The sequence below is a fragment of the Streptomyces sp. YPW6 genome, assembly GCF_018866325.1.
GTDB lineage: Bacteria > Actinomycetota > Actinomycetes > Streptomycetales > Streptomycetaceae > Streptomyces.
Window position 1 is genome coordinate 3750315 of record NZ_CP076457.1, and the last position, 22676, is coordinate 3772990.

A 22676-nucleotide genomic window follows, 5' to 3' on the forward strand; every position below is an offset into this window, starting at 1 on the left:
CTGGCCAGGAATGATCCCCCATGGCCCTATTGACGCCATCGTGGTGCACGCGATAGCAGATCACAAGGAGTGATTTTTCAGATACTGATAGAGAACACGAACGAACGCAAGAGGCTGGCGACTTCGCCACGTAGCTGTTCGACTGCGGGCAGCAACCGATCCTCCCGGTCCAGGGGTACAGAAATGGCCATCGCCGCAATGGTGGCACCGGCCGTGACCGGAATCGCGGCGCACACGGTGCCCAGTGCGTACTCCTGGCGTTCGATGACCGGTTCACCTCGTCGGAGGGTGCGCAGCCGTTCCAGCAGCGTGGCTCGATCTCGCACTGAGTAACGAGTGAGGGGCCGAACGGGGTGCCGGTCGAGATGGTCCTCGCGGGCCCGCTCGTCGAGCTGGGCGAGCAGGCACTGGCCGATGGCGTGCGCGTGGCCGGTTTCCCGGAACGAGGCCCACTCCTCCACCGCCGGGGTGCCGGGGGTGTCCGCGACCGCGATCAGGTCGATCTCGCCGTCGCAGTAGACGGCGCAGTACACCGGGGCCCCGAGGGCGTCCCGCCAGTGGCCGAGGGAGTCGGCGACCGACGCGGGGCGCGGGCGACTCCGGACGCCGGGCGCCGCGGTCAGGTTCTCGGCTGCCGCGCCGATGCGGAAGACACCGTTCTCGCGGCGGAGATAACCCTCATGGGTGAGGGTGCGCAGCAGGTGGTACGCGGTCGGAAGCGGTAGCCCCGCTTCCCGCGCCAGCTGCTTGGCGGGCGCCCCGTCCCGATGAGCACCCACAGCCTCCAGCAGCCTCAACGCCCGCTGAACCGAACCGATCAACGTCGGGACAGCGGTGCTCGACGCCGTGGTCAAAGGTCACCCCCAGGCATGGTGACGGGCCGTCGGCCCTCCCGTGGGGGCCGCCCCCGCGGGCCTGCCGCGATCCCGAGGGCCGGAGGGACCGGAGATCCGGTGACCGTGACCGGCGTGGACCGGTCCGGGCGCCGGCGAGCGGAGGCCGACGACCGGACTGTCGTACCCAGGAGCGATCAGGTGATCGACAAGGTGACGGAAGGTCACATTCCGGATGGCGGCAGCAGTTCGTCACTGTATCGGCCGCCTCCGGCAGACGGGTGGTTTCCTCCGGGACTTAGCTCTGCTGGGCTAATCCCACCCGGGGGCCGGACGGAACGGGCCGGCCCCCGCGCCGGCCCGTGGTCCGCGTCCTGCCGGTCGGCCCGTGGATTACGGGTCGCCCGTGTCCTGCCGGTCGTCCCGTGTCCTGCCGGTCGTCCCGTGGGCTACCAGTCGCCGCGCGAGGACGACGACGACATGAACTTGCGGACGACGAAGATCAGCCCGCCGACCAGCACGACGAAGATGAGCGCCTTGAAGAGCAGGCCGATCACGAAGCCGACCACACTGGCGATCAGACCACCGAACACGAAGATCGCAATGACGGGCACCGCGATCCACTTCACCCACCAGGGCATTCCCGCGAATATCTCCCGCACGGCCATCGCTCCTACCTCGTCTCTCTGAGTCCTTGCCTCGATGCTAAAGGCGCGAAGACCCCCGGCGGGCGCGCGCAGCCCTTGAAGACCCCTGATCGAGCCCCTAGGGATCCCTGACGTGGCCGCGCGCCGGGCAGGGTCCCGACCCCGGGCTGCTCAGCCCTCCGGCGGCGAGAAGACGACCATCACCCTGAGGTCCTCGGTGATGTGGTGGAACTTGTGAGCCACACCCGCGGGCACATAGACGACGCTTCCCCTGCCGACCTGGGTGGTTTCCGTGCCCACCGTGATCGACGCACGTCCGCTGACGACGAAGTAGACCTCGTCCTGCTGGTGGGGCTGCTGCGGATCGAGCTCTCCGGCGTCCAGGGCGTACAGACCGACGGACATGTTGCGCTCCCGCACGAACTGCAGGTACGCGCCGTCGTTGGCGGCCCGCTCCGCCTCCAGCTCGTCCAGTCTGAATGCCTTCATGGCCCGTCCCGCCCCTTGTGCCCGTGCTGTCGGCTGTGCCTGTTGCCGCCGGTGTCCAGCGCCGATCGTGTCTGCCACGATCAGACACATGAAGAATTTCGTAGTCAAGACGATCGCCAACGCGGGTGCGCTGGCCGTTGCCATCTGGCTGATCGGCAACATCACGCTGGAGGGCGGCAGCACGGGCCGCAAGGCCCTCACCCTGATCCTGGTGGCACTGATCTTCGGGCTGGTGAACTCTCTGGTGAAGCCGGTGGTCCAGCTCCTGACCTTCCCGTTGTTCATCCTGACGCTGGGGTTGATCACCCTGGTGGTCAACGCCCTGATGCTGTTGCTGACCTCCTGGCTGGCCGGCGTGGTCGATCTCAGCTTCCACGTCGAGGGGTTCTGGACGGCGGTGCTCGGCGGACTGATCATCTCGGTCGTGTCCTGGGCGCTCAATGTCGTGCTGCCGGACGAGAACTGACGCGGGGCCTCCAGGGCTCCGGCGTCCGGCGTCCGGCGTCCGGCGTCCGGCGTCCGGCGTCCGGCGTCCCAGCATGCGGGATGCCTGGACCCGGCGGACGGCCGCTCCCGGACCTCTCTGGAAGAGTGCAGGGGACACCGGTCTCCACCGAGGCGCACAGCGAAGGAGCAGGCATGAGCACCATGGGCGACGGAACACGTGCGGTACGCGCCGGGCTTCCGGAACCGGAGCAGTTCGAACCCCCGTTGCCCGGACCCGTCTTCGCCGCACACTTCCACCTCGCCGGCGAACCGGTGGGCCCGTACACCTACGGCCGGGACACCAACCCGACGTGGACCCGTCTGGAGCGGGCCATCGGTGAGCTGGAGGCTCCCGGCGAGGACGTGGGCACCACGGTGTTCGCCTCGGGCATGGCGGCGATCACCGCCGTGCTGCTCTCCCAGGTCCGCGCGGGCGACGCCGTGGTCCTCCCCGACGACGGCTACCAGGCGCTCCCCCTCGTACGGGAGCAGCTGGCGGCGTACGGGGTCGAGGTCCGGACCGCGCCGACCGGCGGCGACGCCCAGGCGTCCCTGCTGAGCGGGGCGAAGCTCCTGTGGATCGAGAGCCCGTCCAACCCGGGCCTGGACGTCTGCGACATCCGACGGCTGGTGGAGACCGCGCACGCGGCGGGCGTCCTGGTCGCCGTCGACAACACCCTGGCGACCCCGATCGGCCAGCGCCCGCTGGAGCTGGGCGCCGACTTCTCGGTGGCCAGTGACACCAAGGGCATGACCGGCCACGGTGACCTCCTGCTCGGCCATGTGACCTGCCGCGACCCACGGCTGGCGGCGGACGTAGGGCGCTGGCGCAAGGTCGTCGGAGCGATCCCCGGGCCGATGGAGGCGTGGCTCGCCCACCGCTCGCTGGCCACGCTCGACCTGCGCATCGACCGGCAGTGCTCCACCGCCCTCGCCCTCGCCGAGGTCCTGGCCAAGCGGACGGAGGTGACGGGCCTGCGGTATCCGGGGCTGCCCGCCGACCCGTCGTACGCCGTCGCCGCACGCCAGATGCGGCGCTTCGGGTCCGTCGTCTCCTTCGAGCTGGCCGACCGGGGCACCGCGGAACGCTTCCTGACCGCACTGCGCCTGGTCGACGACGCCACGAGCTTCGGCGGCCTGCGGTCCACCGCGGAGCGCCGGGGCCGCTGGGGCGGCGACGCCGTCGCGGAGGGCTTCATCCGCTTCTCGGTCGGCGCGGAAGACCCCGAGGACCTGCTGGCCGACGTCGAACAGGCACTGGACGCGGCGGTCCGGTAGGGCCTGTGGGGCCGGGGGAGTTTCAGACGGCTCCTCGCGGGCCACGCTCTTGCCATGACCGAACGTCCTGTGGTCAAGCGCACCGCACGCGCCGTCCTGCTCGACGGCGACGACCTCATCCTGATCAAGCGCACGAAGCCGGGCGTCGATCCGTACTGGCTCACGCCCGGCGGCGGGGTCGAGCCGGAGGACGCCACCGTCGTCGACGCGCTGCACCGCGAGGTCGACGAGGAGCTCGGCGCGAAGATCGTCGACGTGGTCCCGTGCTTCGTCGACACCGTGGAGCACATCGCGGACGGCGGTGTGACGGGGGTGAAGGTCCAGCACTTCTTCGTCTGCCGGCTGGCGTCGATGGACGTCTCCCTGCGGCACGGCCCGGAGGTCGACGAGCCCACCGGGGAGTACGAGATCGTCCGGGTGCCGTTCAGCCGGGTCGGGATCGCGGCCGTACACCTCGTCCCGCTGTCCCTGCGGCACTACCTGGACGGCAACATCGAGGGCGTACGGGCGATGCACGCCCCCGACCTGGGCTGACACCCCCGGGAGAACAGACACCCGCTCCCGTGCCGGAGCCCGCGGGCACTCCCGCTGCGGGACTCCGGGGCGATGGGCACCGGCACCGTGCCCGCCGCCGGCCGACCCCGCACCACCGCGGTCCCGGTCCTCGGTCCGGGGAGGCACACGGGCCCGGCAGGCGGCTGCGGTTCTCGGCCAGTTCCGCCAAATCGGTGGACGCGCGATCACCCCGTCGGACAGCCTGACCTCATGCGCAGCCCTTCACCCCGCTCCCTCGTCGACCTGCCGATCCGACGCCTGAACCGGGGAGACCTGGTCCCCTGCGCCGATCTCTGCGAGGACCGCGGCTGGCCGCGCGACGAACACCGGTGGGGGCTGCTCCTCTCGGCCGGCACCGGGTACGGGATCGACGCCCCGGACGGCAAGGGCCTTGCGGCGACCTGCCTGACCATGCCCTACGGCCCCGATTTCACCGCGGTCGGCATGATGCTCGTCGCCGGACGCTACGCACGTCAGGGGATCGCCCGCCGGCTCATGCGGCAGGTGATGGAGACGGCGGGGGGCACTCCGCTCGCCCTGTACGCCACGGAGCAGGGGCAGCCGCTCTACGAAGACCTCGGCTTCTCCCCCGTGGGCCGCGCCGAACGCGTCGGCGGGCGTTTCGCAGCGACCGGCTCCGGCGGCTTCCCCGCGCCCTCGGCCGCCCATGCCTCCCCCGGCTCTGCCGCGTACTCCCCGCCGTCGGCCTCGACCGTGACCACCCGGCCGGCCGCTGCCGACGATCTGCAGGCGATGGTACGGCTCGACCTCCCCGTGTTCGGTACGGACCGCACGCATCTCCTAGCCCGGCTGCCCGCCTTCTCCGACCGGCTCCAGGTCGCCGAGGAGCACGGCGAGCTGGTGGGCTACGCGGCGCTCTGGCCGAGCGGGCCGGCCGAGGTGGTGGGGCCGCTGATCGCTCGGGACACGGCCACCGCACAGGCCCTGGTCACGGCCCTGGCCGCCACGACGGACCGGCCGCTGCGGGCCGATGTCGACGCCCGGCACCAGGAACTGCTCGGCTGGCTGGCGGAGCGCGGCCTGGAGCCGTTGTCCCGGACGACCGTGATGACGTACGGCATCCCGGACCTGCCCGGTGACGCCACCCGCAGGTTCGCCCCGCTCACCGTCGCGACGGGCTGACGCGGCCGCACCGTCGCGGAGACGGTACGGCCGCGTCGCGCTCGAAGCCATCGCGCCCGGGGAATCGTGGGCGGGGTGGCCGGTCCGCGGGAGGTCCGAGCCGCGGTGCAGCCGATGCGCGGTGTGCGGGCCGGGGCTCGGGGCAGGCGGCGCCTGGGCTCAGTGCCGGGCAGCCGCCACGGGGGCCGGTTCCGGGCCGCTCCCGGCGACGATGCGGCCCCTCCCCGTCTCCCGGCGCTCCAGGATGCTGGAGAGCACCGCCAGGACCAGCGCCGAGGCGGCGAGCGCGGCGCCGACCCCGTTGGGGGCCGTGTAGCCGAGGCCGGCCGCGATGACGAGACCGCCGAGCCAGGCGGACAGCGCGTTGCCGAGGTTGAAGGCCCCGATGTTGACCGCGGAGGCCAGCGTCGGGGCGGCCGCCGCCTGGTCGAGGACCCGCTTCTGCAGCGGCGGCACGGTCGCGAAGCCCAGGGCGCCGATCAGGACGAGGGTGACGGCCGCGGCGGTCTTGTCGTGGGCGGTCACGGTGAACAGGCCGAGGACCACGGCGAGCGCGCCGAGCGAGACGTACAGCAGGGGCATCGGACGGCGGTCGGCGAACTTCCCGCCGATCAGGTTGCCGCCCACCATGCCGAGGCCGAAGAGGACCAGCAGCCAGGTGACGGACGAGGCCGAGTAGCCGGCGATCTCGGTCATCATCGGGGTGATGTAGGTGATCGCGGCGAAGACTCCGCCGAATCCCAGGACGGTCATGGCCATCGCCAGCAGGACCTGGACGTTGCGGAACGCGGCCAGCTCGTGGCGGATGCGTACGCCTTCCGCCTTGGGCTGCTCGGGCACGAGCTTCGCGACGCCGAGCAGGCCCACGACGCCGAGGGCGGCGACGACGAGGAACGTGGTCCGCCAGCCCGCGGTCTGCCCGATGAACGTGCCCAGGGGGACGCCGACGACGTTGGCCACGGTGAGTCCGGTGAACATCATGGCGATGGCCCCGGCCTTCTTCCGCGGCGGGACCAGACCGGCCGCGACCACGGAGCCGATGCCGAAGAAGGCACCGTGCGCGAGGGAGGCGATCACGCGTCCGGCGAGCATGACGCCGAAGACCGGAGCGAGCGCGGACACCACGTTGCCCACGACGAACAGTCCCATCAGCAGCATCAGCATGCGCTTACGGGTGACACGGGTGCCCAGCAGCGTCATCAGCGGGGCGCCGAGGACCACACCGAGCGCGTAGCCGGTCACCAGGAAGCCCGCGGTCGGGATCGAGACCTGGAAATCACCGGCGACCTCGGGGAGCAACCCCATGATCACGAACTCGGTCGTGCCGATCCCGAATGCCCCGATGGCGAGAGCGAGGAGCGCTAGCGGCATGGGTCTGACCTTCCCTGAAGATTGCATCTGCGCCTTACAGGCGTCAACAATAATTGCAGACGCCGATTAATTGCAAACGCGGGCTATTGCAGATGCCCTCTATCCTGGAGTCACACCGCTCCCGTACGGAGGAGAGACATGACAGCGGCCGACCCCGCCCTGACCGCCATCGCCCAGAGCTGGTGCACGCTCTCCCTGCTCCACGGGAAGATCGAGGCCCGCATCGAACGGGCCCTCCAGGCCGGACACGGGCTCAGCGCACGTGAGTACTCCCTGCTCGACGTGTTGAGCCGGCAGCACAACGGCGTCGGCGGGCATCTCCAGATGAAACAGGTCGCCGACGCCGTCGTCCTCAGCCAGAGCGCCACCACCCGGCTCGTCACCCGCCTCGAGGACCGCGGGCTGCTGACCCGGTATCTGTGCGACACCGACCGCCGGGGCATCTACACCGACGTCACCGAAGCCGGGATCGCCCTCCTGGAGGCCGCCCGGCCGACGAACGACAGCGCGCTGCGGGCGGCGCTGGACGAGGCGGCGGAGAACCCGGAGCTCGCCCCCCTGGTGAGAGCGGTCGAGGAGCTGAAGGCTCCGGCCTGACCCGCTCTGCTCACCGGCTCTGCTCACCGGCTCTGCTCACGGGCTCTGCTCACCGACTCTGCTCACGGGCTCGGGTCCAGCACTCCGGCCCACCTCCGATCGCACCGTCGGGCAGACGTCCCCGGATCAACGCCTTCGAGCCGACGCCTTCGAGCAACGAAGCGTCCCCCGGCACCCCGCCCTAGGATGCCGATCATGAGTGATTTCGACATACGCCCCGCCACCCCGGACGACCTGCCCGCGGTGGTCGCGATGCTCGCCGACGACCCTCTGGGCGCGCAGCGCGAGTCACCGGACGACCTCGCCCCATACCAGAAGGCGCTCCAGCGGCTGGCCGACGACCCGAACCAGCACGTGGTCGTCGCCGTCCGCCGGGACCGGGTCGTCGGCACGCTGCAGCTGACCATCGTCCCGGGGCTGTCCCGCCGGGGCTCGACCCGCTCGATCATCGAAGGCGTCCGCATCCACGGCGACGAGCGGGGCAGCGGCCTCGGTACCCAGCTCATCCAGTGGGCGGTGGACGAATCCCGTCGCCAGAACTGCCAGTTGGTGCAGCTGACCTCGGATGCCACCCGCAAGGACGCGCACCGCTTCTACGAGCGGCTCGGCTTCACCGCGAGCCACGTGGGCTTCAAGCTGGCGCTCTGACCGGGTGGGTGTTTCACGTGAAACACCCACCCCTTCATCGTTCCGGGGCTCAGCCGCCGAGCCCGCGCCAGCCCTCCGCGTTGACGCCGCCGGGCACGGCCGCCCCCGCGTCGTACGGCTCACGGGTGAAGACGAACGAGCCGAGGTCGAGGTGGTCCACCGAGCCGTCGTCCTTGCGCACGACGCGCAGGGTCTCCCCCGCGTAGTAGTCGTTCTGGCCGGTCCAGGTGCCGTCCGGCCGGTACGTGAAGGCCGCGCCGCGCCCCATGCCGCCGAGCGGTGTGAGCTGAAGTCCCCGGTCCCCCGTGAGGCTCAGCGTGAACGTACTGGTGCCCCAGTGCCAGACACCCGTCAGCGCGAGCAGGTCGTCGTCCACCTCGGGCAGCGGGCGCCAGGGCTCCGGAATCCGCGGCTCGGCCTCGACGACGATGCCCAGGAGTTCGGCGGCCAGCGTCGCGGCGGGCAGCCCGGAGGTGACGTTGGCGAGGGCGACCGCCGCCACGTCCTCCTCCGCGCACACCCAGAGTCCGGCGACGAATCCGGGAAGGGATCCCGAGTGCCCGAAGAGGACGCGGCCTTCGCCCCCGACGATCTGGAGCCCGAGACCGTAACCGCTGCCGCCCGTCTCGACCGGCGCGGCCGGTGTCCGCATCTCCCGTACGGAGGGCGCCGAGAGGACCCGGTCGTCGCCTTCGGCCAGGAAGGCGGCGAATCGCAGCAGGTCCTCCGCGGTGGACCAGAGCTGACCGGCAGGCGCCATGATCCCGAGGTCCTCGGCGGGCTCGCTCAGCATGACATCGGCCCAGGGGTGCACGGCCCAGCCGCCCGCGTGCGGTGCCACGGGGGAGCTCGTCGTCCGGTGCATGCCCAGCGGCTCCAGGATCTCGCGGCGCAACGCCTCTTCCCAGGGGACACCGCGAACCGCTTCCACCAGCGAACCGAGCAGGGTGTAACCGGGGTTGGAGTAGTGATGCCGATGCCCTGCCGGATGCATCTGGGGCCGGTCACCCAGGACATCGGCGATCTCCGGCCGCAGGCTGCCGGGCGTCCGCTCCCACCAGGGGGCCGGCGTCTCGGCTCCCAACCCCGCACTGTGGCAGAGCAGCTGAAAGACGGTCGCCCCGCCCACGCCCGTGCCCGGAAGGTGCTTCTCCAAAGGGTCGTCCAGGTCGATCAGGCCCTCGTCCCGCAGACGCAGCACCAGAACGGCCGTGAACGTCTTGGTGATCGAGCCGATCCGGTACTGCGTCCCGGCATCGGGAGCGTGCCTGTCGAGACACGTACGCACCCCGCTCCAAGCCGTGGTCCCCTCGCGCCCCACCGCGGCCACGAGGGACGGCGCACGCCCGTCCCGCTGCGCGACAGCGATGCGGTGCAGCAGGGCACGCCGGGTACTGGGAAGCAGGTCTTCACCGCGAGAAGTCATGATCCCACCCTTATCCGACCAGCCGCTTCTTGACGAGCCCTTTTACCCCGGCGCTCATTGCCCGGCTGATGCCCCTGATCGACGGCCTGACCCCCGAACGCGTCCTGAGCGATGCCGACGCCTAGCTCGGCATTCTCACCGCCCAGTCCGAGGCCGGCCCGGGACCGGTCGCGGTGACCGGCTACTGCATCGGCGGCCTCCTGGCGACCCGCACCGCCGCGGCCCACCCCGGTCAGGTAGCCGCCCTCGCCGCGTTCCACGCCCCCGTCGCCGCCGACGGACCCGAGAGCCTGCTCCGGCTCACCGCCGACGTCCACTTCGGGCATGCCGCGACGGACATCAGCCCCGAGGCGCTCGGCGAGCTGAACCGGTCCCTGGAAACCACCGGGATCGACCACACCTCGGAGATCTACCCGGGCACCGTCCACGGCTTCACCATGTCCGACACCGACGCCTTCGCCCCGGCCGCCCTGCGGCACCACTGGAACCGCCTGCTCCCGCTCCTCGGCCGCGCCCTGGCGAAGGGCTGACCCCGTCAGGTCTGCGCCATGTCCACGAAACGGGAGTAGTGGCCCTGGAAGGCCACGGTGATGGTGGCCGTCGGGCCGTTTCGGTGCTTGCCGACGATGATGTCGGCCTCACCGGCGCGCGGTGACTCCTTCTCGTAGGCGTCCTCCCGGTGCAGCAGGATGACCATGTCGGCGTCCTGCTCGATGGAGCCGGACTCACGCAGGTCGGACACCATCGGCTTCTTGTCCGTACGCTGCTCGGGCCCACGGTTCAGCTGCGACAGCGCGATCACCGGGACCTCCAACTCCTTGGCCAGCAGCTTCAGGTTTCGGGACATATCCGAAACCTCCTGCTGGCGGCTCTCGGACCGCTTCGACCCACCGGCCTGCATCAGCTGCAGGTAGTCGATGATCACGAGCTTGATGTCGTTGCGCTGCTTCAGCCGACGGCATTTCGCGCGGATCTCCATCATCGACAGGTTGGGGGAGTCGTCGATGTAGAGCGGAGCGGCCGAGACCTCGGGCATCCGGCGCGCGAGCCGCGTCCAGTCCTCGTCCGTCATCGTGCCGGACCGCATGTGGTGCAGGGCCACCCGTGCCTCGGCCGACAGCAGGCGCATCGCGATCTCGTTGCGCCCCATTTCGAGGGAGAAGATGACGCTGGGCAGGTTGTTCTTGATCGACGCGGCGCGCGCGAAGTCCAGTGCGAGCGTGGACTTGCCCATCGCGGGGCGGGCCGCGATGACGATCATCTGCCCCGGGTGCATGCCGTTCGTCAGGGAGTCGAGGTCCGTGAAGCCCGTCGGCACGCCGGTCATCTCGCCGCTGCGCGAGCCGATGGCCTCGATCTCGTCGAGCGCGCCCTCCATGATGTCGCCGAGGGGGAGGTAGTCCTCGCTGGTGCGCTGCTCGGTGACCGCGTAGATCTCGGCCTGCGCGGAGTTGACGATCTCGTCGACGTCCCCGTCCGCCGCGTATCCCATCTGCGTGATCTTCGTGCCCGCCTCGACCAGCCGCCGCAGCACCGCACGCTCGTGGACGATCTCGGCGTAGTACGAGGCGTTGGCCGCGGTGGGCACGGACTGCACGAGAGTGTGCAGATACGGCGCTCCGCCGACCTTGGTGATCTCACCGCGCTTCACGAGCTCGGCGGCGACCGTGATCGGGTCGGCCGGCTCGCCCTTGGCGTAGAGGTCCAGGATCGCCGTGAAGACGGTCTCGTGGGCGGGGCGGTAGAAGTCGTGCCCCTTGATGACCTCGACGACCTCGGCGATCGCGTCCTTGGACAGCAGCATGCCGCCCAGGACCGACTGCTCGGCGTCGACGTCCTGGGGCGGGACCCGCTCGAAGCCGGGAGCGCCGCCGTCCCAGGCCTCGTCCGAGCCGCGGTCGTGGCGGTCCTCGCGCCCCTTGCGGTCCCCGCGACGCTGACGGGAGACAGGCAGACGGTCCCCGGGACCGGTCTCGGTCCAGGGGTCGTCCAATGGCTCGGGAATGCTCACCGGGCCGCCTCCTCCCGTCCGCATCGCGGACCTAGCCGTGCCACCTTTCTTACGGCACGGCACCGACAAACAGGGCGCCCGACTCCACTTCCGGCGCGTCTGGTTCGGTGGATTCCGGTGCCGGAACGGAGTGCGGGCGCCGCACCACGGTAGGCCCCTCGACACCGTCAGCCAATCTGGTTATCCACAGGGCATGTGGACGACGGACCAGATGCTGTGGAGAACCCTGCCGAACCTGTGCACGGACCAGGGGACAGTACTGTGGACAAACTCATAGCACCACTACCATCACCAGCCTGACCTGCATGTTCTCCATCCACCGACTGTGGGGGAGAAAAACTTCCGCCCTCATGTCAAGATCATCGCAAACGGTTCGGGCAGGTGGGACCCAGCCACCCAGGAGTAAGGACCACAGTTCAATTGCGTCTCTTACCTGTGGAAGATTAGATTGACCCCATGACCCAGGCCTCCGCGACCCCGAAGAACGGCCGCCGACGACACGACCGCGAGATCATCGCCCTTGCCGTTCCGGCCTTCGGCGCACTCGTCGCCGAGCCCCTGTTCGTGATGGTCGACAGCGCCGTCGTCGGCCACCTCGGCACCCCGCAACTGGCCGGCCTCGGCATCGCCGCAGCCCTCCTGATGACGGCCGTGAGCATCTTCGTCTTCCTGGCCTACGCGACCACGGCAGCCGTCGCCCGCCGCGTGGGGGCGGGCGATCTGCCCGCCGCCATCCGCCAGGGCATGGACGGCATCTGGCTCGCCCTGCTGCTCGGAGCGGCCGCCGTCGCCCTCGCGATCCCGACGGCTCCCTGGCTCGTCGACGTCTTCGGTGCGTCCGACACCGCGACCCCGTACGCCATCACCTATCTGAGGATCTCCATCCTCGGCATCCCAGCCATGCTCGTCGTGCTCGCCGCCACCGGTGTCCTGCGCGGTCTTCAGGACACCCGCACGCCGCTGTACGTCGCCATCGGCGGTTTCACGGCGAACGCCGCCCTCAACGTGACCCTCGTCTACGGCGCCGGGCTCGGCATCGCCGGATCCGCGTGGGGAACGGTCATCGCCCAGGCAGGCATGGCCACCGTCTATCTCGTCGTGGTGATCCGCAGCGCGCGAAAGCACGGCGCGTCCCTGCGCCCCGACGCGACCGGGATCAGGGCGAGCGCACGGGCCGGCGTGCCCCTGCTGATCCGGACCCTCTCCCTGCGCGCCGTCCTGATGATCGCCACCGCGGTCGCCGCCCGGCTCGGAGATGTCGACATCGCCGCGCACCAGATCATCCTCTCCCTCTGGAGCCTGACCGCCTTCGCGCTCGACGCCATCGCCATCGCGGGCCAGGCGATCATCGGCCGGTATCTCGGCGCGGGCGACGAGAAAGGTGCACGCGATGCCTGCCGCCGCATGGTCGAGTGGGGTATCGGCTGCGGCATCGTGCTCGGCGCTCTCATCGTGCTCGCCCGGCCGCTGTTCATCCCGCTCTTCACGAGCGATCCGTCGGTGAAGGACGCCCTGCTTCCCGCGCTCCTGGTCGTGGCGGTTTCGCAGCCGATCGCCGGCGTGGTCTTCGTGCTGGACGGCGTTCTGATGGGCGCCGGCGACGGACGCTATCTCGCCTGGGCGATGCTGGTGACGCTCATCGTCTTCGCCCCCGTCGCCCTTCTCGTGCCCTCGCTGGGAGGCGGGCTCACCGCGCTCTGGTGGGCGATGACCCTGATGATGACCGTCCGCCTGATCACCCTCTGGGTGCGCGCCCGGTCGGGCCGCTGGATCGTGACGGGAGCCACGCGCTGATCGGCCCGGTCCGCCAGGTGCTCCGTTCCGAGGGGGCTGTTTCACGTGAAACAGCCCCCTCGGTTTCACGTGAAACACCGCGTAGGGCTTCACCTGAGTCACCGCGCACGGTTTCACGTGAACCACGGCGCATCGGAGGGCCATACGTCCAGGCCAGGGCATCCGGACACGGTGCGTCCAGACACAGCGAAGGGCCGCACCCAGCGGGTGCGGCCCTTCAGTGGCTCTGCTGAGCTCTGCCCTTAGGCAGCAACGACCTCGACGCCGAGCTTCGCTGCGACCTCGGGGTGCAGACGGACGGACACCTGGTGTCCGCCGAGCGTCTTGATCGGCGAGCCGAGCTCGACGCGACGCTTGTCGACGTCGGGACCACCGGCAGCCTTGATCGCCGAGGCGATGTCAGCCGGGGTCACGGAGCCGAAGAGGCGGCCGGCGTCGCCGGAGCGAACAGCCAGACGGACCTTCACGGCCTCGAGCTTGGCCTTGATCTCGTTGGCCTGCTCGATCGTCGCGATCTCGTGGATCTTGCGGGCGCGGCGGATCTGCGCCACGTCCTTCTCGCCGCCCTTGGTCCAGCGAATGGCGAAGCCACGCGGAACCAGGTAGTTGCGGGCGAACCCGTCCTTGACGTCGACGACGTCGCCGGCGGCGCCGAGGCCGGAGACCTCGTGGGTGAGGATGATCTTCATGCTGTTGTCACCCTTCCCTTATCGCGCGGTGGACGTGTAGGGCAGCAGCGCCATCTCACGGCTGTTCTTGACTGCCGTGGCGACGTCACGCTGGTGCTGCGTGCAGTTGCCGGTGACGCGGCGGGCACGGATCTTGCCACGGTCGGAAATGAACTTCCGCAGCATGTTCGTGTCCTTGTAGTCCACGTACTGGGTCTTGTCCTTGCAGAACGCGCAGACCTTCTTCTTAGGCTTGCGCACAGGCGGCTTCGCCATGGTGTTTCTCCTGTGTGATCAAGAAGTGGGGTACGAGCAGCCCTAGAAGGGAGGCTCGTCCGAGTAGCCGCCGCCGGAGGAGGAGCCGCCGGAACCGCCGGAACTTCCGCCCCAGCCGCCTCCGCCGCCCTGCTGTCCCCCGCCCTGGCCGCCGGTCGCCCACGGGTCGTCGGCGGGAGCCCCGCCGCCGCCCTGCTGGCCGCCGCCACCGGGACCGCCGCCCCAGTTGCCGCCGCCCTGCTGGCCGCCGCCGTATCCACCCTGGCCGCCCTGACCACCGCGACCGGTGGTCTTGGTGACCTTGGCCGTGGCGTTCTTGAGGCTGGGGCCGACTTCCTCGACGTCCAGCTCGTAGACCGTGCGCTTGACGCCCTCGCGGTCCTCGTAGGACCGCTGCTTCAGCCGGCCCTGCACGACGACGCGCATGCCTCGCTGGAGCGATTCCGCGACGTTCTCCGCCGCCTGACGCCAGACCGAGCAGGTCAGGAACAGGCCTTCGCCGTCCTTCCACTCATTGGTCTGACGGTCGAAGATGCGGGGAGTGGACGCGACACGGAACTTCGCGACCGCCGCACCGGACGGGGTGAAGCGCAGCTCGGGGTCGTCGACGAGATTGCCGACGACCGTGATGACGGTCTCGCCTGCCATGGGTGAACCTCTCGGCGGGGATTGCTTCTGGCTGCTTGCTGCTACTCGGACCCGAGAACCGCTGAGCTAGATGCTCAGTGGACTTCGGGACGGAGGACCTTGGTCCGGAGGACCGACTCGTTCAGGTTCATCTGGCGGTCGAGCTCCTTGACGACCGCAGGCTCGGCCTGCAGGTCGATGACCGAGTAGATGCCCTCGGGCTTCTTCTTGATCTCGTAGGCGAGCCGACGACGGCCCCAGGTGTCGACCTTCTCCACCTTTCCGTTGCCCTCACGGACGACGGAAAGGAAGTTCTCGATCAGCGGGGAGACTGCTCGCTCCTCGAGATCGGGGTCGAGGATGACCATCACCTCGTAGTGACGCATGTGGAACCCACCTCCTTTGGACTCAGCGGCCACGGTCGTTCCGTGGCAGGAGGGTCGTGATGCGTGATGCAACGGCGTCCCCGAGGAGAACACCCGGCACTGACAACCCGCTCCCGAACGATCCCGTGTGAGGAGGTCCGGGGAGAGGCTCGCCGTGCTGGCCTGGGCAGACACCGGTGCAGACCGTACAGACTACCCGCAGACCGGCTTCCGGTTGAAATCAGGAGCTCAGAGGGCACAATCGAGACAGATGCGGTGTGAGAGGCGCTACACCCGCCGCAGCGGCAGAGGCGCGTATCCACCCGCCCCACCTGTCCGGCCAGGAGGTACTCCATGGCACAGACCATCCGCCCCGCAACCGGTTCGCTCTTCGCGACGGACGGCAAGCCGCACCCGCTCCAGGACACCCTGCTCGCCGTGACCCTCGTGCTGGGCGCCCTCGCCTTCGTGACGGCGATGTTCCACCACCTCCACCTGATCAGCTCGTGGGCCGGGCTGGTCGGCATCCTGACCGGCGGGTACGGGATGTACGTCTCCAGGACCACCGGCGAACGGTTCGGCCTGATCATCGGGCTCGGCGCGTCCGCCGTCGGCTTCTTCCTCGGCATGGCCCACGGAGGCCTCTTCGGCGGCGTGATCACCTGACCGGAGCACCGGCCGGAACGCGGGCCGGTGCGGGTGCCCGGGCATCCGCACCGGCCCGCGCAGCTTTCGGTCCCCCCGGGGCCAGGCCGGTCGCCCCTCGGTCACAGTAGGCTTCGGCGCGAGAGCCGGAGCCCCTGACCGATGGGGACACACCTGCCGAGGAGCGCCCCGCATGAGCCTGACCCTGAGGACCATCAGCCGAGAGCAGCATCTGGCGTACATCCAGAGCCTGCCTTCGGCCAGTCACTGCCAGGTCCCGGCGTGGGCTGATGTGAAGACGGAATGGCGCGCCGAGAGCCTGGGCTGGTTCGACCGGGACGGCCAGATCGTCGGCGCCGGCCTCGTCCTGTACCGCCAGCTGCCCAAGATCAAGCGCTACCTGGCGTACCTCCCCGAGGGCCCGGTCATCAACTGGTACGCGCCGAACCTGGAGGACTGGCTCCAGCCGATGCTCGCCCACCTCAAGCAGCAGGGCGCCTTCTCGGTGAAGATGGGCCCGCCGGTGGTCATCCGCCGCTGGGACTCCGCGGCCATCAAGTCCGGCATCCAGGACCCGGACGTGAAGCGCCTGCGCGACGTCGAGGCCACGCACATCGAGCCCCGCGCCTTCGAGGTCGCCGACCGGCTCCGGAAGATGGGCTGGCAGCAGGGCGAGGACGGCGGCGCCGGATTCGGCGACGTACAGCCCCGCTACGTCTTCCAGGTGCCGCTGGCCAACCGCTCCCTGGAAGACGTCCTCAAGGGCTTCAACCAGCTGTGGCGCCGCAACATCAAGAAGGCCGACAAGGCCGGCGTCGAGGTCGTCCAGGGCGGCTACGAGGACCTGGCCGAGTGGCAGCGGCTCTACGAGATCACCGCCGTGCGCGACCACTTCCGGCCGCGCCCCCTCTCCTACTTCCAGCGCATGTGGACCGTCCTCAACTCCGAGGACCCCAACCGGATGCGGCTCTACTTCGCCCGGCACAACGGCGTGAACCTCTCCGCGGCCACGATGCTCGTCGTCGGCGGCCACGTCTGGTACTCCTACGGCGCCTCCGACAACATCGGGCGCGAGGTCCGGCCGTCGAACGCGATGCAGTGGCGCATGCTGCGCGACAGCTACGCGATGGGCGCGACCGTCTACGACCTGCGCGGCATCAGCGACTCGCTGGACGAGACCGACCACCTCTTCGGCCTGATCCAGTTCAAGGTCGGCACCGGCGGCGAGGCCGTCGAGTACGTCGGCGAGTGGGACTTCCCGCTCAACAAGCTGCTCCACAAGGCGCTGGACATGTATATGTCGCGCCGCTGACCGGCTTTCCCCTCGCGGCACCACCCGTTCACTCCCTGATTCATCGCAGCCACCAGAAAGGTTCCGGGCCGGCCATGGCGCTCTCCCTCTACGTCGACACCGCGCGCTGGCGGGCGCACCAGAAGTCCGTGATCGACCAGTTCCCGGGTCTCGTCCCCGTCTGCAAGGGCAACGGCTACGGCTTCGGACATGAGCGCCTCGCCGACGAGACGATCCGCTTCGGGGCCGACACCCTCGCCGTCGGGACGACCTACGAGGCGGCCCGGATCAAGGACTGGTTCAGCGGGGACCTGCTCGTCCTGACCCCGTTCCGGCGGGGTGAGGAGCCCGTACCGCTGCCGGACCGGGTCATCCGGTCCGTCTCCTCCGTCGACGGGGTGCACGCCCTGGTGGGCGCCCGGGTCGTCATCGAGTGCATGAGCTCGATGAGGCGCCACGGCGTCAAGGAGGAGGAGCTGGGGCAGCTGCACGCGGCGATCGAGGACGTACGGCTCGAAGGCTTCGCGCTGCACCTGCCGCTGGACCGCGCCGACGGCTCCGACGCCGTCGAGGAGGTCATCGGCTGGATGGACCGGCTGCGCGCGGCCCGGCTGCCGCTGCACACCATGTTCGTCAGCCATCTGGGCGCCGAGGAGCTGGCCCGGCTCCAGCAGCAGTTCCCGCAGACCCGCTTCCGCGCCCGGATCGGCACCCGGCTGTGGCTCGGCGACCACGAGGCCACCGAGTACCGGGGGGCCGTCCTGGACGTCACCCCCGTCGTCAAGGGCGACCGGTTCGGCTACCGCCAGCAGAAGGCCGCCTCCGACGGCTGGCTGGTCGTCGTGGCGGGCGGTACGTCCCACGGGGTCGGCCTGGAGGCGCCCAAGGCGCTGCACGGAGTGATGCCCCGGGCCAAGGGCGTCGCCCGCGCGGGCCTGGCCACGGTCAACCGGAACCTGTCGCCGTTCGTCTGGGCGGGCAAGCAGCGGTGGTTCGCCGAGCCGCCGCACATGCAGGTGTCGATCCTGTTCGTCCCCTCGGACGCCCAGGAGCCGCGGGTCGGCGACGAACTGGTCGCCCATCTGCGCCACACGACCACCCAGTACGACCGGCTCGTCGACCGCTGAGCCGCCCGTTCCGGGAAGCGCCCTGCTCAGCCGTTCCGGGTGGGCTCGGCGCCCCACTCCACCACAGGCCCCTCGACGGCCTGTGCCGGGCGCCCGGACGGACGGGTCTCGGGAGCGAGCACGAACGCGTCCGGAGCCCCGTCGAGCACACCGCCCGACGGGTCGTCCGAGCCGTCCCCGCGCACCGGGTCCTTCTCCGGCAGCAGGATGTCCCGGACGACCAGGGCGCACAGGTACAGCGTGCCCAGCAGGTGCAGGGCGATCGCGACCTGGTAGCCCTCCGGCGGCAGCCCCTGGTGCGCGTCCCCGCCGCTGGTGTAAGCGAGGTAGAGCCAGATCCCGAGGAAGTACATGACCTCGCAGGCCTGCCAGATGAGGAAGTCGCGCCAGCGCGGCCGGGCCAGGACGGCCAGCGGGATCAGCCAGAGCACGTACTGCGGTGAGTAGACCTTGTTCGTCAGGATGAACGCGGCCACCACCAGGAACGCCAGCTGGGCGAAGCGCGGCCTGCGGGCCGCGGAGAGCGCCAGGCCGGCGATGCCCGCGCAGAGGACGGCCATGAGGACGACCGAGGCGGTGTTGACCGTCTCCACGTCGATGGGCTTGCCGGTGCGCTGCGTGATGATCAGCCAGAACGAACCGAAATCGATCGGCCTCTCCTGGCTGAAGGTGTAGAACTTCCGCCACCCCTCGGGGGCGAAGACCATCACCGGCAGGTTCACCACCAGCCAGGCCGCGCCCGCGCCCAGCAGGGCCGTCCCGAACTCACGCCATCGGCCCGCCCGCCAGCAGAGCACCAGGAGCGGGCCCAGCAGGAGGACGGGATAGAGCTTGGCGGCCGTGGCCAGGCCGATGAGGATCCCGAAGGCGAGCACCCGGCCCCGGGACCACATGAGCATCGCCGCGGCCGTCAGGGCGACGGCCAGCAGGTCCCAGTTGATGGTCGCGGTGAGGACGAACGCGGGTGCCAGCGCGACGAGCAGACCGTCCCACGGCCGACGCCGGTGCGTGCGGACGGTGCACACGGCGACGACCACCGCGCAGATCATCAGCATGCCCGCGTTGACCATCCAGTACATCTGCTCGCGCTGCTGGATGGGGTCGCTGTCGGGCGTCAGCGTCAGCCAGGCGGCGACCTGCATGAACACCCCGGTCAGCACGGGGTACTCCAGGTACTGCATGTCGCCGCTCAGCCGGTCGAAGTACGGCACGAGGCCGTCGGCGAAACCGCGCCCCAGGAAGAGGTGCGGAATGTCGGAGTAGCAGGCGTGCGTGTACTGGGAGGTGGCGCCGCGGAACCAGGCCCACTCGTAGCAGGGGATCTTCTGCACCATGCCGAGGGCGAACATCCCGATCATGACCAGCGCGACGACCCGTACGGGCGTGAGCGGACCGTCGCCCAGCCGTGCCCAGCGCCCCACCCGGCCGCCGAACAGCTCGCTGCCGGCCGCCGCGACCTCGTCCTGGTCGGTGGGCCGCACGACGGGCGGTTCCCGGTGCGTGCTCGTGTCTTCTGCGCTGGGGCTTGGCATGCCGCACATCCTGCCGTACGGGACTGTGTCCGGGGCAAGGACCGCCCGGGGGACACGGGAGGAGTGCGGAGGATGCACTGCGCCGGCGGGAAAGCGGCGAGGGCCGCCGTACCCGGGCGGGTACGGCGGCCCTCGCCGCTGTGCTGAGCCGGCCCCGGGGGATCGGCCGGCGGTCCGGCTATCCGGAGTTGCCCCAGATCGTTCCGGATCCGCCAGGTTTGCCACCGGACCCCTGGGCTCCGCCGTTGTCACCACCGTCGGTCGTTCCGGTGGTGTCTCCGCCGCCGTCCGCCCCGGTGCTGTCACCGCCGCCGTCCGCGCCGCCGTTCTGGCCCCCGCCGTCAGCTCCGGCGTTCGCCCCGCCGTCGGCCGCCTGGCAGTCCGGGTCGAAGAAGCCGCAGCTCTTGGTCGGCGTCGGGCTCGGGCTCGGAGTGGTCGGCGTCGGCGTCGGCGTCGGGCTCGGCTCCTCGGAAGGCGTCTTCGAGGGCGTGGGGCTGGGAGTCGGGCTGGGGCTGACCGCGCCGCCACCCCACACGACCTCGCCCGGGTCCTGCGGCTCCGGGAAGGCGATGGCCTTCTTCCCCTTCATGGCCCCGGTCATGTAGTCGTGCCAGATGGAGGCCGGGAACGAAGCTCCGTGGATCTTCTTCTCGCCCCCCGTCCCGAACATCTCCTCGAACTCCCGGTCCTTGTTCTTCTCGTCGTCGTCGAGCCGGAACATGCTGATGGCGGTCGAGATCTGCGGGGTGTACCCGACGAACCAGGCGGACCGGTTGCCGTCCGTCGTACCGGTCTTGCCCGCGGCCTCACGGCCCTCGAGGCGGGCGGGCGTGCCCGTCCCGTTCTCCACGACGTTCTTCAGAACGTCGGTGACGTTGTCGGCGATCATCGGGCTGAAGGCGCGCTTGGTCTTCTTCTTGTGCTGGAAGACGACCACGCCCTCGCGCTTCACCTCGGTCACCGAGTAGGTGTCGTTCTGCTTCCCACTCGTGGCGAACGTGGCGTAGGCCCCCGCCATGCGAATGGTGCTGGGGGAGGACGTGCCGATGGAGAACGACGGAACGGTCGCGTCCGCCATGAAGGTGTCGTCCTTCAGACCGGCGGCGACGGCGACGTCCTTGACCTTGTTCGTCCCGACGTCCATGCCGAGCTGCACGAACGGGGAGTTGGCGGACTTCTCCATGGCCGTCCGCAGGTCGATCTCCCCGTAGTCGTAGTGGCCGTCGTTGGTCTGACGCCATTCCTCGTCGTTCTCGTTGAGCCAGATCTTGCCCGTGTAGTCCCTGATCCTCAGGCCGTCGTCGCCGTTGTAGATGCTCTTCGGCGAGACCTGGGTGCGCTGGGACTCGCCCTGCTCCGGAGGGCCCGACGGATCGCGCACGCCGTACTGCATGGCCGCCGCCAGGACGAAGGGCTTCCACGTCGAACCGACCTGGGCGCCGGTGGCGTCGGCGTTGTTCGTGAAGTGCGTGGTGGCGTCCTGACCGCCGTACGTGGCGATGATGGCACCGGTCTTCGCGTCCACGGACGCCCCGCCGAATTCGACGTGCGTGTCCGTCTCGGGGCGCTCCTCGGGCCGGATCTTGGCCTTGTACACCTTCTTCACCGCCGCTTCGAGCTCCTGCACCCGCTTCTTCTGGAAGGTGGTGTGGATCTCGAAGCCGCCCAGTTCCAGGGCCTTGGCGTCGTAGCCTTTGTCGTTGTTGGCGAGGAAGTACTTCTTGGCCAGATCCACCAGGTAGCCGGTCTGACCGCCCAGCTTGGCGTCCTTCTTCTTCGGCTGCGGGTCCGGGAAGTCGACGTATTTGGCGCGCTCCGCCGCCGTCATCCGCCCGTCCTTGACCTGCTCGTCAAGGATCCACTTCCAGCGGTCCTTGGCCCGCGCGGTGTTCTTCTCCGGGGTCGCGTTGACTTTGTCGATGTCGATCGCGCCGGCGGGGTCGTAGTAGCTGGCGCCCTTGAGCAGCGTGGCCAGGAAGGCGCACTCGCTCGCGTCCAGGTCTTCGGCGTCCTTGTTGTAGTACGTGCGGGCGGCCGCCTGCAGACCGGAGGCCCCGCGTCCGTAGTACGAGACGTTGAGATACCCGGCCATCACGTCTTCCTTGGACTCCTCACCGGCGACCTTGAGTGTGATGAAGAGTTCCTTGAACTTTCGGGTGAACGTCTGGTCCTGGGAGAGCCTGGAGTTCTTGACGTACTGCTGAGTGATGGTCGACCCGCCCTGGGTCTCGCCACCCGTGGCCATGTTGAACACCGCACGCCCTATGCCCATCGGGTCGATGCCGCGGTCCGTCTCGAAGCTCTTGTTCTCGGCGGAGATCACGGCGTTGCGCATGGCCTCCGGGATCTGCTCGTACTTGAGGATCTGGCGGTTGACCGCACCGCCCGTCGCGACCATCGGCGTACCGTCGGCCCAGTAGTAGACGTTGTTCTGAGCCTCCGCCGCTTCGTTGATGTCCGGCTTGGACACCAAGGCGTACGAGACGCCCGCCACGCCCATCAGCAGCCCGAGGAATCCCAGGCAGAGCCCCGAGACCAGCTTCCAGGAGGGCACCCAGCGACGGAACCCGTACTTGCCGTGGCGCGGGTAGTCGATCATCCGCTTCTTGCCGGGACCGCCGTTGTCGCGCCCGCGGCCGCCCGGACCCTCGGAACCCCCGCCGCCCCCGCGCCGTCGGCCGCCACCGCCGCCCGCGCCGTGGCCCCCGGCGTCGGCGCCCCGGCGTCGCCCGCCACGCTGCGCCGCACGACGGGCCTCGGCGCGGCTGCCGTACGGGCGCTCCTCGCCGTACGAATCGGACGGCGGTTCGGAAGGTGATGCCGAAGTGGCTCTGCGTGACGGAGCGGCTCGGCGCCCGGTCGACTGC

General features: G+C 69.9%; 22 protein-coding genes and 1 pseudogene. 11 read left to right on the forward strand and 12 right to left on the reverse strand.

Annotated elements, in window-relative coordinates; all coding sequences use genetic code 11:
* Nucleotides 1-77: 77 nt before the first annotated feature.
* The 3 genes from KME66_RS16650 to KME66_RS16660 all read right to left on the reverse strand — a co-directional run bounded on the left by KME66_RS16650 (nt 78) and on the right by KME66_RS16660 (nt 1969).
* Nucleotides 78-854 (reverse strand): IclR family transcriptional regulator, encoded by a 777-nt coding sequence (locus tag KME66_RS16650; protein ID WP_301184497.1) that lies wholly within the window; start codon nt 852-854, stop codon nt 78-80.
* 428 nt (nt 855-1282) lie between these two features.
* Nucleotides 1283-1495, reverse strand: coding sequence for a DUF5326 family protein (locus KME66_RS16655; RefSeq protein ID WP_029182270.1), 213 nt, complete (start codon nt 1493-1495; stop codon nt 1283-1285).
* A gap of 156 nt (nt 1496-1651) precedes the next feature.
* Nucleotides 1652-1969, reverse strand: coding sequence for a cupin domain-containing protein (locus KME66_RS16660; RefSeq protein WP_069743704.1), 318 nt, complete (start codon nt 1967-1969; stop codon nt 1652-1654).
* A gap of 88 nt (nt 1970-2057) precedes the next feature.
* Between KME66_RS16660 and KME66_RS16665 the strand changes: the two genes are divergently transcribed.
* The 4 genes from KME66_RS16665 to KME66_RS16680 all read left to right on the forward strand — a co-directional run bounded on the left by KME66_RS16665 (nt 2058) and on the right by KME66_RS16680 (nt 5431).
* Nucleotides 2058-2435 (forward strand): phage holin family protein, encoded by a 378-nt coding sequence (locus KME66_RS16665; protein WP_030707384.1) that lies wholly within the window; start codon nt 2058-2060, stop codon nt 2433-2435.
* Between the two features lie 173 nt (nt 2436-2608).
* Nucleotides 2609-3733: a cystathionine gamma-lyase gene (locus KME66_RS16670; RefSeq protein ID WP_216323300.1), complete on the forward strand. Its 1125-nt coding sequence runs from the start codon at nt 2609-2611 to the stop codon at nt 3731-3733.
* Nucleotides 3734-3787: 54 nt separating this feature from the next.
* The gene (locus tag KME66_RS16675; RefSeq protein WP_073222993.1) at nt 3788-4267 is read left to right on the forward strand and encodes an NUDIX domain-containing protein; all 480 of its coding nucleotides are present in this window, start codon (nt 3788-3790) and stop codon (nt 4265-4267) included.
* Nucleotides 4268-4498: 231 nt separating this feature from the next.
* Nucleotides 4499-5431, forward strand: coding sequence for a GNAT family N-acetyltransferase (locus tag KME66_RS16680; protein ID WP_216323303.1), 933 nt, complete (start codon nt 4499-4501; stop codon nt 5429-5431).
* Nucleotides 5432-5590: 159 nt separating this feature from the next.
* On the opposite strand, the gene KME66_RS16685 is transcribed toward KME66_RS16680, so the two are convergent.
* A complete protein-coding gene (locus KME66_RS16685) occupies nt 5591-6802 on the reverse strand; it encodes an MFS transporter (protein WP_216323306.1) in 1212 nt (403 codons plus the stop codon).
* 138 nt (nt 6803-6940) lie between these two features.
* Here KME66_RS16685 and KME66_RS16690 point away from each other — a divergent pair, with 138 nt between their 5' ends.
* Together KME66_RS16690 and KME66_RS16695 are read left to right on the forward strand one after the other, a co-directional pair.
* Nucleotides 6941-7399: a MarR family transcriptional regulator gene (locus tag KME66_RS16690; protein WP_216323308.1), complete on the forward strand. Its 459-nt coding sequence runs from the start codon at nt 6941-6943 to the stop codon at nt 7397-7399.
* Between the two features lie 195 nt (nt 7400-7594).
* Nucleotides 7595-8047, forward strand: coding sequence for a GNAT family N-acetyltransferase (locus tag KME66_RS16695; RefSeq protein ID WP_216323311.1), 453 nt, complete (start codon nt 7595-7597; stop codon nt 8045-8047).
* A gap of 49 nt (nt 8048-8096) precedes the next feature.
* Here the strand turns inward: KME66_RS16695 and KME66_RS16700 are convergent, their stop codons facing one another.
* Nucleotides 8097-9473 carry a serine hydrolase gene (locus tag KME66_RS16700; protein ID WP_216323314.1) on the reverse strand — a complete coding sequence of 459 codons (1377 nt, stop codon included), beginning with the start codon at nt 9471-9473 and terminating at the stop codon, nt 8097-8099.
* A 47-nt stretch (nt 9474-9520) separates the two neighbouring features.
* Between KME66_RS16700 and KME66_RS16705 the strand changes: the two are divergent.
* Nucleotides 9521-10003: pseudogene (locus tag KME66_RS16705) on the forward strand (dienelactone hydrolase family protein); the annotation flags it as partial.
* Nucleotides 10004-10008: 5 nt separating this feature from the next.
* On the opposite strand, the gene dnaB reads toward KME66_RS16705, so the two are convergent.
* Nucleotides 10009-11484, reverse strand: coding sequence for a replicative DNA helicase (gene dnaB / locus KME66_RS16710; protein WP_073222983.1), 1476 nt, complete (start codon nt 11482-11484; stop codon nt 10009-10011).
* Nucleotides 11485-11940: 456 nt separating this feature from the next.
* Between dnaB and KME66_RS16715 the strand changes: the two genes are divergently transcribed.
* On the forward strand, nt 11941-13278 hold the full coding sequence (locus KME66_RS16715) for an MATE family efflux transporter (protein WP_216323317.1): 1338 nt from the start codon (nt 11941-11943) through the stop codon (nt 13276-13278).
* Between the two features lie 242 nt (nt 13279-13520).
* Here KME66_RS16715 and rplI read toward each other — a convergent pair whose 3' ends face one another.
* From rplI to rpsF, 4 genes are all read right to left on the reverse strand, one after another.
* Nucleotides 13521-13967, reverse strand: a complete 447-nt coding sequence (gene rplI / locus KME66_RS16720) for a 50S ribosomal protein L9 (protein ID WP_073222978.1) — start codon at nt 13965-13967, stop codon at nt 13521-13523.
* 18 nt (nt 13968-13985) lie between these two features.
* Nucleotides 13986-14222, reverse strand: a complete 237-nt coding sequence (gene rpsR, locus KME66_RS16725) for a 30S ribosomal protein S18 (protein ID WP_003967857.1) — start codon at nt 14220-14222, stop codon at nt 13986-13988.
* 42 nt (nt 14223-14264) lie between these two features.
* Nucleotides 14265-14870, reverse strand: coding sequence for a single-stranded DNA-binding protein (locus tag KME66_RS16730; protein ID WP_073222976.1), 606 nt, complete (start codon nt 14868-14870; stop codon nt 14265-14267).
* Nucleotides 14871-14944: 74 nt separating this feature from the next.
* A complete protein-coding gene (gene rpsF / locus KME66_RS16735) occupies nt 14945-15235 on the reverse strand; it encodes a 30S ribosomal protein S6 (protein WP_006126011.1) in 291 nt (96 codons plus the stop codon).
* A gap of 333 nt (nt 15236-15568) precedes the next feature.
* Here rpsF and KME66_RS16740 point away from each other — a divergent pair, with 333 nt between their 5' ends.
* The 3 genes from KME66_RS16740 to KME66_RS16750 all read left to right on the forward strand — a co-directional run bounded on the left by KME66_RS16740 (nt 15569) and on the right by KME66_RS16750 (nt 18277).
* Nucleotides 15569-15880 (forward strand): hypothetical protein, encoded by a 312-nt coding sequence (locus KME66_RS16740; protein ID WP_006126010.1) that lies wholly within the window; start codon nt 15569-15571, stop codon nt 15878-15880.
* Nucleotides 15881-16052: 172 nt separating this feature from the next.
* Nucleotides 16053-17171, forward strand: coding sequence for a peptidoglycan bridge formation glycyltransferase FemA/FemB family protein (locus KME66_RS16745; RefSeq protein WP_073222974.1), 1119 nt, complete (start codon nt 16053-16055; stop codon nt 17169-17171).
* Nucleotides 17172-17245: 74 nt separating this feature from the next.
* The gene (locus tag KME66_RS16750; protein WP_073222971.1) at nt 17246-18277 is read left to right on the forward strand and encodes an alanine racemase; all 1032 of its coding nucleotides are present in this window, start codon (nt 17246-17248) and stop codon (nt 18275-18277) included.
* A gap of 26 nt (nt 18278-18303) precedes the next feature.
* On the opposite strand, the gene KME66_RS16755 is transcribed toward KME66_RS16750, so the two are convergent.
* Together KME66_RS16755 and KME66_RS16760 are read right to left on the reverse strand one after the other, a co-directional pair.
* Nucleotides 18304-19818: a glycosyltransferase 87 family protein gene (locus KME66_RS16755; RefSeq protein WP_216323320.1), complete on the reverse strand. Its 1515-nt coding sequence runs from the start codon at nt 19816-19818 to the stop codon at nt 18304-18306.
* Between the two features lie 169 nt (nt 19819-19987).
* Complete coding sequence (locus KME66_RS16760) at nt 19988-22408, reverse strand: transglycosylase domain-containing protein (RefSeq protein ID WP_216323323.1); 2421 nt, start codon at nt 22406-22408, stop codon at nt 19988-19990.
* Nucleotides 22409-22676: the final 268 nt, after the last annotated feature.

What these genes read in the sequence shown, in the direction of transcription:
- KME66_RS16660 (WP_069743704.1), bottom strand. Translation starts at nt 1,969, where the DNA reads ATGAAGGCATTCAGACTGGACGAGCTGGAGGCGGAGCGGGCCGCCAAC.
- KME66_RS16665 (WP_030707384.1), top strand. Translation starts at nt 2,058, where the DNA reads ATGAAGAATTTCGTAGTCAAGACGATCGCCAACGCGGGTGCGCTGGCC.
- KME66_RS16670 (WP_216323300.1), top strand. Translation starts at nt 2,609, where the DNA reads ATGAGCACCATGGGCGACGGAACACGTGCGGTACGCGCCGGGCTTCCG.
- KME66_RS16675 (WP_073222993.1), top strand. Translation starts at nt 3,788, where the DNA reads ATGACCGAACGTCCTGTGGTCAAGCGCACCGCACGCGCCGTCCTGCTC.
- KME66_RS16680 (WP_216323303.1), top strand. Translation starts at nt 4,499, where the DNA reads ATGCGCAGCCCTTCACCCCGCTCCCTCGTCGACCTGCCGATCCGACGC.
- KME66_RS16685 (WP_216323306.1), bottom strand. Translation starts at nt 6,802, where the DNA reads ATGCCGCTAGCGCTCCTCGCTCTCGCCATCGGGGCATTCGGGATCGGC.
- KME66_RS16690 (WP_216323308.1), top strand. Translation starts at nt 6,941, where the DNA reads ATGACAGCGGCCGACCCCGCCCTGACCGCCATCGCCCAGAGCTGGTGC.
- KME66_RS16695 (WP_216323311.1), top strand. Translation starts at nt 7,595, where the DNA reads ATGAGTGATTTCGACATACGCCCCGCCACCCCGGACGACCTGCCCGCG.
- KME66_RS16700 (WP_216323314.1), bottom strand. Translation starts at nt 9,473, where the DNA reads ATGACTTCTCGCGGTGAAGACCTGCTTCCCAGTACCCGGCGTGCCCTG.
- KME66_RS16715 (WP_216323317.1), top strand. Translation starts at nt 11,941, where the DNA reads ATGACCCAGGCCTCCGCGACCCCGAAGAACGGCCGCCGACGACACGAC.
- rplI (WP_073222978.1), bottom strand. Translation starts at nt 13,967, where the DNA reads ATGAAGATCATCCTCACCCACGAGGTCTCCGGCCTCGGCGCCGCCGGC.
- rpsR (WP_003967857.1), bottom strand. Translation starts at nt 14,222, where the DNA reads ATGGCGAAGCCGCCTGTGCGCAAGCCTAAGAAGAAGGTCTGCGCGTTC.
- KME66_RS16730 (WP_073222976.1), bottom strand. Translation starts at nt 14,870, where the DNA reads ATGGCAGGCGAGACCGTCATCACGGTCGTCGGCAATCTCGTCGACGAC.
- rpsF (WP_006126011.1), bottom strand. Translation starts at nt 15,235, where the DNA reads ATGCGTCACTACGAGGTGATGGTCATCCTCGACCCCGATCTCGAGGAG.
- KME66_RS16740 (WP_006126010.1), top strand. Translation starts at nt 15,569, where the DNA reads ATGGCACAGACCATCCGCCCCGCAACCGGTTCGCTCTTCGCGACGGAC.
- KME66_RS16745 (WP_073222974.1), top strand. Translation starts at nt 16,053, where the DNA reads ATGAGCCTGACCCTGAGGACCATCAGCCGAGAGCAGCATCTGGCGTAC.
- KME66_RS16750 (WP_073222971.1), top strand. Translation starts at nt 17,246, where the DNA reads ATGGCGCTCTCCCTCTACGTCGACACCGCGCGCTGGCGGGCGCACCAG.
- KME66_RS16755 (WP_216323320.1), bottom strand. Translation starts at nt 19,818, where the DNA reads ATGTGCGGCATGCCAAGCCCCAGCGCAGAAGACACGAGCACGCACCGG.
- KME66_RS16760 (WP_216323323.1), bottom strand. Translation starts at nt 22,408, where the DNA reads ATGATCGACTACCCGCGCCACGGCAAGTACGGGTTCCGTCGCTGGGTG.